Raw genomic sequence first — 7,677 nt, forward strand, 5'->3', positions numbered from 1 at the left:
GTCAGACCTGCATGATTTCGGCTTGCTTGCTCTCAAGCGCCTGATCGACCGCGGCGATCATCTTGTCGGTCAGCTCCTGCACGGCCGATTCCCAGAACTTCTGGTCGTCCTCGGACATGCCCGAGCCCTTGGCCTTCTTGATCTGGTCCATGCCGTCGCGGCGCACGTTGCGGATGGCGACGCGGGCGTGCTCGGCATATTGCGCGGCGACGCGGGTCAGGTCGCGGCGGCGCTCCTCGTTCAGCTCGGGGATCGGCAGCATGATGATGGTGCCGTTGAGCTGCGGGTTGATGCCCAAGCCGGAATCGCGGATCGCCTTTTCGGCCTTGTTGACCAGCGCCTTATCCCAGATGTTGATCGTCACCATGCGCGGCTCGGGCACGTTCACGGTGCCGATCTGGTTGATCGGCGTGGGCGAGCCATAGGCATCGACCATGATCGGCTCGACCATGCTGGCCGAGGCGCGGCCGGTGCGCAGCGAGGCGAATTCATGGCGCAGCGAATCCATCGCGCCCTTCATGCGGCGTTCCAGGTCGTCGGTGTCGATCTCGATCTCGTCGGACATGTAGGGTCATGGCCTCTGTGCTGTGGTTTTCAGCGTTCTTAGCCGAGCCGGGCCGGCATGGCAAAGCCTATGCGGGCATTTTAACCATGCACCCGCGTATAAGTGCCGCTTCCGGCGAGAATCCCCCGGAACCCGCCCGGCTCGTCCAGCGAAAAGACGATGATCGGCAGGTCGTTGTCCCGCGCCAGCGCGATGGCCGAGGCGTCCATGACGCCCAGATGCTTCTGCAGCACCTCGTCATAGGTCACGTCGTCATAGCGTTTCGCGTCGGGGAATTTCTTCGGGTCCTTGTCATAGACGCCATCGACCTTGGTGCCCTTGAAGATCGCCTCGCAGTTCATCTCGTTGGCGCGCAGCGTTGCCGCGGTGTCGGTGGTGAAATACGGGTTGCCGGTGCCGGCGGCGAAGATGCAGACGCGCTTCTTTTCCAGGTGGCGCACGGCGCGGCGGCGGATATAGGGCTCGGCCACCTCGTCCATGCGGATCGCCGAGATGACGCGGGTGTGGATCTTTTCCGCCTCCAGCGCCGCCTGCATCGCCAGCGCGTTCATCACCGTGGCCAGCATGCCCATGTAGTCGGCCGTCGCCCGCTCCATGCCCTGGGCGCTGCCCTGCAGCCCGCGGAAGATGTTGCCGCCGCCGATGACCATGCAGATCTCGACCCCCATGTCATGGACCGAGCGGACCTCTTGCGCGATGCGGGCGACGGTCGGGGGGTTCAGGCCATAGCCCTGGTCGCCCATCAGCGCCTCTCCCGAAATCTTCAGCATGACGCGAGAGTATTTTCCGGGATTCTGGAGGGCGCTGTCCGACATGGTTCTACCTTTTCGCGGCGGTTTCATTGCCGCGCAAAATGTCGCAAACAGGGGCCATGTTCAACAGCCCGCTTTCCCGCCCGCATGGATAGTCTGATCGCCACGCTGGATCCTGCCCGCCACGTGCTGATCGCCGGCCCGACGGCCAGCGGCAAGTCCGCGCTGGCGCTCGCCATTGCCGAGGCGCAGGGCGGCACCGTGGTCAATGCCGATGCCTTGCAGGTCTGGTCTTGCTGGCGGGTGCTGACCGCCCGGCCCGGTCCCGAGGACGAGGCGCGCGCGCCGCATGCACTTTACGGCCATGTCGCGCCCGGCCGGGACTATTCGGTGGGCGCCTGGCTCTCCGAGGTCGCGGCCCTGCCCGGCCGGCTGATCGTGACCGGCGGCACCGGGCTTTACATGCATGCGCTGACGGCCGGGCTGGCCGCGATCCCGCCGACCCCGCCGCAGATCCGCGCCCGCGCCGATGCGCTGAACCGCAGCCCCGAGGGCCTGGCCCGGATGATCGCCGATCTGGATGCAGCCACGCGGGCACGCATCGACCTGAGGAACCCGGTGCGTGTGCAGCGCGCCTGGGAGGTGCTGCAGGCGACCGGCCGCGGCATCTCGGCCTGGCAGGACGAGACCCCGCCGCCGCTGATCCCGGCCGGGCGCGCGGATCGGCTGGTCCTGCAAGCCGATCGCGACTGGCTTGCGGATCGCATCGAGCGGCGCTTTCGCCAGATGCTGGCGCAGGGCGCGCTGGACGAGGTGCGGGCCATGCTGCCGCGCTGGGATCCGGCGGCGCTTTGGGCCAAACCCATCGGCGCGCCGGAACTGGTCGCGCATCTGCAAGGCTGCTGCAGTCTGGACGAGGCCATCGCGCAGGCGATCATCGCCACGCGGCAATATGCCAAGGCGCAGCGCAGCTTCTTTCGCGGCCGGTTGCGCGACTGGCAGCCGGTCCAGATCGGGCCGCGATCCGTCACGGAAATGTGACATATTGAACAATTCGCAACTACAGGCTGAATAAACTCTTCAGGAACTCCGGTCCGAAGTTTACGTTATCTTCATGGATTTGCTGGAAACCATGCCAGATGAACGAAGCTATTCGCGCCTTTGTCAATTTTGATTCGGATCCCGGCACACAACGGCTGCGGGCAGCCGGCATCAGTGCGCCGGGGATCATGGACCCGGCCGCCACCGACCCGCGCCTGCCACAGGCCGAGGCATCGGCCACCCCCGCCGACGACAAGCCGGTTTCGGTGCTGGCGCCGGTGATCGCCGCCCCGTCCGGGCCAGCAGAGGCCGCTGCGCCGCGAGCCCGGATGCTGCCGCGCGGCCGTCCGGGAGACGGGCTGCGGCTGCTGCCGCTCTCGGGGTTTCACTGGGGCGGGCCGGTGCGGGGCCGCCAGACGCCGCCCAGCCCGCGCGTGCGCGGCGACCACGTGCTGATCCGCCCTGTCGCCGGCGCGGTCAGCATCGAATTTCCGCGCCAGGCCCATGTCCTGACCGCCGGCCGCATCGCCTTCATCCCGGCCGGCACCGCCTTTTCCCTGAAGCCGCCGCTCGAGGTCGAGGGCCAGGCGCTGCTGATCCCGCCCGCCTGGGTCGGCGCGCAACCGCTGCCCAAGGCGTTTCGCAGCGGCTGGCCGGCGTCCGAGGACGCGGCACTTCTCGACCCCGCCATCCTGGCGCTGGCCGAGGGCGCGGCCCGCGATCCCGGCGGCAATGGCGCCACGCCCTATCAACTGGGCCTGATCGCGGTGGCGCTGTCGCGGCTCGAGGATCGTCAGGGCCATGCCGACCCGCGCCGCGACAGCCTCGCCGGGGCGCGGCCGCTGACCGAGCGGTTCCTAGCGCTCGCCGGCTGCGACATGGCGGCCAATCGCACCATCGCCGAGATGGCGCGGGCCCTGGGCTGCTCGCTGGCGCAACTCGACCGCGCCTGCCGGCAAAGCCGGGGGCGCAGCGCGCTGGAGCTGCTTTACGACCTGCGGCTGCAACTGGCGACCGAAGCACTGCGCGGCAGCACCCGCGCCATCCCCGAAATCGCCGCGGCACTGGGCTATGCCGGGCTCGGCCATTTCATGCGCGCCTTCCTGGCCGCGACCGGACGTACGCCCGAAGGCTATCGCGCCCTGATGCGCGGCGCGCCGCCGGCGCAGGAAAGTTGATCGCGACGGGTGCAGGCCGCGGGTGAGCGCGCGGTGTCGCCGCCAATCCCAAGCCGGGCTCGACAGGCTGCTTCCGCGCCGACCTCACCGCCTCCCGGCCCGACCGCGAATCCCTGCGTCGACGAACTCGCAGGACGGTCCCTCCGCCCAGCGCGGCGTTGTCGCCATCCTCAGGCAAGTCCCGGGATCCGCTCCGGCCGCATTAGCAGGCTGCTGAAAAAGGATTTCGAGAGGAGTCATGGCGGAAATCATTCTGGATTCCGTGAAAAACTAGAAAATGGGATATCCCCGCCGGTTAGAGGCGGATTTCCTTGGCTTCCGCCCAAGCTCTTCGATTGCGCCGACTTTTCAGCAGCCTGTTAGGGCCGCGGATTCTCACGCCGACAATCTTCTCGGAGCATTCGTCTGCCGTCCCACGCAGCATCGCCGCCATCCTCGGGCGAAGCCTCGGCGTGCGTTTCCGCGTTGCGACCATTGCCCTACGGCGCGACGAACCTCTCGGAGGAATCCCTCGCCCCGTCAACGCGCGGCTTGGAACCAAGGCGCGACCGCCCCTTCCTCACCACCCGCATCCCCTCCGCGGGTATCCCTGCGTCACGACGAGATTTTCGAAGGCACCCGGCTCTGCGCACTTAACGCGCGGCGCAGCGCCTTCCGGGGGGCCAAGGCTCCGAAATCCGCTTCGGCGCCACCAGCATCCTGCCACCGAACCCCGGCCTTACGACAGCTTTTCGCACGAGCCAGCCCGCTCAATGCGCAGCGCCATCCTCGGACCAAGGCTCGGCAGCCCCGTCCTCATCGCCCGCATCCCGGCCGCGGAATCCCTGCGCCACGACGAATTTCTCGGAGGAATCCGAACGGCTGGCCGGCGGCTTCACATTCGCCACCTTGCGGAAATTGCGCTTCAGCATCGCCTGCATCTCGCTTTCCGCGCCCCCCGCCAGCACCTTGGCGACGAAGGTGCCGCCCGGTTCCAGCACGTCGAAAGCGAACTGCGCCGCCGCCTCGACCAGCGCCACGATGCGCAGATGGTCGGTGCCCTTGTGCCCCGACGAGGCCGCCGCCATGTCCGACATGACCACGTCAGCGCCGCCGCCGAGCCAGGCCTTGACCTGTTCGTCCGCACCCTCGGACAGGAAATCCAGCTGGTGGATCTCGGCCCCGGCGATGGGATCGACCTCCTGCAGGTCCACGCCCAGCACCGTGCCGACCTTCTTGCCGGATTTCTCGCCCAAGGCATTCACCCGGGCCACGGCGACCTGGCACCAACCGCCGGGCGCGCAGCCCAGGTCGACCACGCGGGCGCCAGGGACCAGGAAATGATACTTGTCGTCCAGTTCCAGGATCTTGAAGGCGGCGCGGCCGCGATAGCCCTCGCGTTTCGCCCGCGCGACATAGGGGTCGTTCAGCTGCCGCTCCAGCCACAGCGTGCTCGATAGCTTGCGCCCCTTGGCGGTCTTGACCCGCACCCGCAGATCGCGCTGGCCGCGCCCCGAGCTTTTCTTCGTGCCGCCCGGCTTCTTGTCGTCGCTCATCTCACGCTACCCCGTTCATTCCATCCGGGGCCAGCACCCCGTCCTTGACCATCTGCGCATAAAGCAGCCCCTCGCGCAGGCCGCGATCCGCCACCGACAGCCGCGTCGTCGGCCAGACCCGCATCAGCGTCTGCAGGATCGCGGCGCCCGACATGATCAGCGCATGCCGCTCGCGGCCGATGCGCGGGTCGGCGCGCCGGCCCTCGGGGCCCAGCGACAGATAGTCGCGGATCACCCGGTCGATCTGGGTCGAGGTCATGGTCAGCCCGTCAACCTTGGTCCGGTCATAGCGGCGCAGGCCCAGGTGGCTGGCCGCCACCGTGGTCACGGTGCCCGAGGTGCCGATGACCTGGAAACTGTCCTGCAAGCCGCCGGTCAGCGAGTAAGGCGCGAAATCCGACAGCATCTCCTCGAAATGCCAGGACATCAGCGCGAACCGGCCCTGGTCGTCCTCGACATCCTCGAACTGGTCGCGCAGCGTGGCCACGCCCAGCGGCACCGAGATCCAGTCCACCACCCGCGCGCCGCCGGGCTGCGGATCGCGAAAGCCGTCCGCCAGCCGCATGATGGCACGCGAGCGCTCCTTGGGATCCACCTCCTCGAGGTCGATCCAGACCAGCTCGGTCGAGCCGCCGCCGATGTCGACGACCAGCAATTGCTCGGTGCGCTGGCTGACCAGAGGCGCACAGGAGATCACCGCCAGCCGCGCCTCCTCCTCGGCGTCGATGATCTCGACCGGCAGGCCGGTCTCGCGCCGGATCATGCGCAGGAAGTCACGGCTGTTTCGCGCGCGGCGACAGGCCTCGGTCGCGACCAGCCGCATATGCACGACCTTATGCGCCTCGAGCTTGCGCCGGCACACCTGCAAGGCATGCACCGTCCGCGCCATGGAAGGACGCGACAGCCTGCCTGATGCCTCGAGGCCATGGCCCAGCTGGACCGGCTTCGAGAAACTGTCGACCACCTGGAACTGGCTGCCCGCGGGGCGGGCAATCAGCATCCGGCAGCTGTTGGTGCCAAGATCCAAGGCCGCATAAAGCGGCCCGTCCTCGGCCGGGCGGGTGGCGAAAGGCTCGACCGTTTTTCTCGGGAACGCGTCCGCACCCGCAGGACGCCTGGGCGCCATCGTCACGCCCTCCGAATAGTAAGTTGCAACAAAACTAACCCGCCCCCCGCCCGCGTTCAAGGGGTGCCCCTCGACAGGGGCGCCGTGCGGGGCTATGCCGGCCCCATGATCGTGATCGCCGCATTCATCCTTGGCGCAGCGATCGGCTGGATCCGCGCCGCGAAAGCCGGCGGCGGCACGGCCGACAAGCTGCAATATGCCGCCGCCCATGGCCTGGCGCTGACCGTGGCCGGGCTGTTCCTGACCGTGCTGCTCAGCCGGATGGGCTGATGTTCCGGCCCTTCCTCGACAGCCTGCGCCGGCACGGGGTTCCGGTCAGCTTGCGGGAATACCTGGACCTGCTGGCCGGGCTGAAGGCAGGGCTGTCGGACTGGTCGCCCGAGGGCTTCTATCACCTGGCCCGCGCCACGCTGGTCAAGAACGAAAGCCACATCGACCGATTCGACCGCGCCTTTGCCGAAGCCTTCGCCGGGCTCGACGAGATCCCCATCGAATCGCTGGTCGATCAGGTCGAGATCCCCCGCGAATGGCTGGAGAAGCTCGCCGAGAAGCTGCTGACGCCCGAGGAACGCGCCGCCATCGAGGGCCCGGGCAGTTTCGACGAGCTGATGAAGCGGCTGCGCGAGCGCCTGGCCGAGCAGCAGGGTCGGCACCAGGGCGGCAGCAAGTGGATCGGCACCGCCGGCACCTCGCCCTTCGGCGCCTATGGCTACAACCCCGAGGGCGTGCGCATCGGCCAGGCCGAAAGCCGCCACCGCCGCGCCGCCAAGGTCTGGGACAAGCGCGAATTCCGCGATTTCGACGATACGGTGGAACTCGGCACCCGCAACATCAAGGTGGCGCTGAAGCGGCTGCGGCAATGGGCCCGCCACGGCGCCCTGGAAGAGCTGGACCTGCCCGGCACCATCCGCGCCAGCGCCGAGCATGGCTACATCGACGTGCAGACCCGGCCCGAGCGGCACAATGCGGTGAAGGTGCTGTTGTTCCTCGACGCCGGCGGCAGCATGGACGATCATTCCCGGCTGGTGGACGAGCTGTTCTCGGCCGCCCGCGCCGAGTTCAAGCACCTGGAGCATTTCTATTTCCACAACTGCGTCTACGAGGCGCTGTGGAAGGACAACCGCCGCCGCTGGACCGAGACCACGCCGACCTGGGAGGTGCTGAACCGCTTCGGCCGCGACTACAAGGCGATCTTCGTCGGCGATGCCTCGATGTCGCCCTATGAGATCGCCGTGCCCGGCGGCGCCAACGAGCACTGGAACCCCGAATCGGGCGAGACCTGGCTCAGGCGCCTGCGCGAGACCTGGCCCGACCATGTCTGGCTGAACCCGGTGCCGCGCGCGCATTGGGGCCATACCCGTTCCATCGCCATGATCCGCGAGATTTTCGACGACCGCATGCAGCCCCTGACGCTCGAGGGACTGACCCAGGCCATGCGCCTGCTCGGCTAGGGTTCGTACTCAATAGGGGATTCCGGTTT

At 68.0% G+C, this 7,677-nt stretch carries 8 protein-coding genes; 4 read left to right on the forward strand and 4 right to left on the reverse strand.

From position 1 onward, the window contains the following. Window position 1: 1 nt before the first annotated feature. Both frr and pyrH read right to left on the reverse strand, forming a co-directional pair. Window positions 2-565, reverse strand: a complete 564-nt coding sequence (gene frr / locus E3D03_RS11465) for a ribosome recycling factor (RefSeq protein ID WP_062560703.1) — start codon at window positions 563-565, stop codon at window positions 2-4. 80 nt (window positions 566-645) lie between these two features. Continuing rightward, the gene (pyrH, locus tag E3D03_RS11470) at window positions 646-1,380 is read right to left on the reverse strand and encodes a UMP kinase (protein ID WP_263567077.1); all 735 of its coding nucleotides are present in this window, start codon (window positions 1,378-1,380) and stop codon (window positions 646-648) included. A gap of 84 nt (window positions 1,381-1,464) precedes the next feature. On the opposite strand from pyrH, the gene miaA reads away from it, so the two are divergent. Together miaA and E3D03_RS11480 are read left to right on the forward strand one after the other, a co-directional pair. Beyond that, complete coding sequence (gene miaA, locus E3D03_RS11475) at window positions 1,465-2,358, forward strand: tRNA (adenosine(37)-N6)-dimethylallyltransferase MiaA (protein ID WP_263567078.1); 894 nt, start codon at window positions 1,465-1,467, stop codon at window positions 2,356-2,358. A 188-nt stretch (window positions 2,359-2,546) separates the two neighbouring features. Then, on the forward strand, window positions 2,547-3,536 hold the full coding sequence (locus E3D03_RS11480) for a helix-turn-helix domain-containing protein (protein WP_263567079.1): 990 nt from the start codon (window positions 2,547-2,549) through the stop codon (window positions 3,534-3,536). A 749-nt stretch (window positions 3,537-4,285) separates the two neighbouring features. Here the strand turns inward: E3D03_RS11480 and E3D03_RS11485 are convergent. Continuing rightward, window positions 4,286-5,071, reverse strand: coding sequence for an RlmE family RNA methyltransferase (locus E3D03_RS11485; RefSeq protein WP_263567080.1), 786 nt, complete (start codon window positions 5,069-5,071; stop codon window positions 4,286-4,288). A gap of 1 nt (window position 5,072) precedes the next feature. Next, complete coding sequence (locus E3D03_RS11490) at window positions 5,073-6,197, reverse strand: Ppx/GppA phosphatase family protein (RefSeq protein ID WP_263567081.1); 1,125 nt, start codon at window positions 6,195-6,197, stop codon at window positions 5,073-5,075. An 84-nt stretch (window positions 6,198-6,281) separates the two neighbouring features. Here E3D03_RS11490 and E3D03_RS11495 point away from each other — a divergent pair, with 84 nt between their 5' ends. Both E3D03_RS11495 and E3D03_RS11500 read left to right on the forward strand, forming a co-directional pair. Further along, window positions 6,282-6,467: a hypothetical protein gene (locus tag E3D03_RS11495; RefSeq protein ID WP_017997838.1), complete on the forward strand. Its 186-nt coding sequence runs from the start codon at window positions 6,282-6,284 to the stop codon at window positions 6,465-6,467. Continuing rightward, window positions 6,467-7,648 (forward strand): vWA domain-containing protein, encoded by a 1,182-nt coding sequence (locus tag E3D03_RS11500; RefSeq protein ID WP_263567082.1) that lies wholly within the window; start codon window positions 6,467-6,469, stop codon window positions 7,646-7,648. The genes E3D03_RS11495 and E3D03_RS11500 overlap by 1 nt, the downstream gene beginning before the upstream one ends. Window positions 7,649-7,677 lie beyond the last annotated feature (29 nt).

The sequence above is a fragment of the Paracoccus sp. DMF genome, assembly GCF_004407025.1.
Classification (GTDB): domain Bacteria; phylum Pseudomonadota; class Alphaproteobacteria; order Rhodobacterales; family Rhodobacteraceae; genus Paracoccus; species Paracoccus aminovorans_B.